General features: G+C 73.9%; 2 pseudogenes. Both read left to right on the top strand.

The window, feature by feature from the left end:
- Positions 1 to 431 (top strand): annotated as a pseudogene (locus tag EAO77_RS40970) (glutamate--cysteine ligase); the annotation flags it as partial.
- 56 nt (positions 432 to 487) lie between these two features.
- Positions 488 to 748 (top strand): annotated as a pseudogene (locus EAO77_RS40975) (glutamate--cysteine ligase); the annotation flags it as partial.

Here is a 748-nt window from a genome sequence, read left to right on the forward strand (position 1 = left end):
CGGCCGGTGTGGTCCCGGCTGCCCTTCGAGGCGGCGCACGGCCGGTGTGGTCCCGGCTGCCCTTCGAGGCGGCGCACCGCAACTTCGACACGGCCTGCCGGTACGGCATCGACGCCGAGCTGGAGTGGCCGCGTCCGGGGCGCGGAGGGGTCACCAGGGTCCCCGTCGTCAAGCTCGTCCGCGACGAGCTGCTGCCGCTCGCCGCGGCCGGGCTCGACGCGTGGAACATCGAGCCGGCCGACCGTGATCTGTACCTCGGGATCATCGAGGAGCGCTGCCGGCGCCGGACCAACGGCGCCTCCTGGCAGTCGGACACCTTCCACCGGGCACTGGAGGCGGGCCTTCCGCGGGACGCCGCGCTCGCGGCCACCACCCGCCGGTACAGCGAACTGATGAGGGAGGGCCGTCCGGTGCACACCTGGGAGGTGGGCTTCCYCGGCCAGCGCGCGGACCAGACCGTAGTAGAAGGCGGCGTTGGCGATCACGTCGGCCRSKGTGGTCCCGGCTGCCCTTCGAGGCGGCGCACCGCAACTTCGACACGGCCTGCCGGTACGGCATCGACGCCGAGCTGGAGTGGCCGCGTCCGGGGCGCGGAGGGGTCACCAGGGTCCCCGTCGTCAAGCTCGTCCGCGACGAGCTGCTGCCGCTCGCCGCGGCCGGGCTCGACGCGTGGAACATCGAGCCGGCCGACCGTGATCTGTACCTCGGGATCATCGAGGAGCGCTGCCGGCGCCGGACCAACGGCGCC

Origin of the sequence: Streptomyces sp. T39, from assembly GCF_008042045.1 — a bacterium.
Classification (GTDB): domain Bacteria; phylum Actinomycetota; class Actinomycetes; order Streptomycetales; family Streptomycetaceae; genus Streptomyces.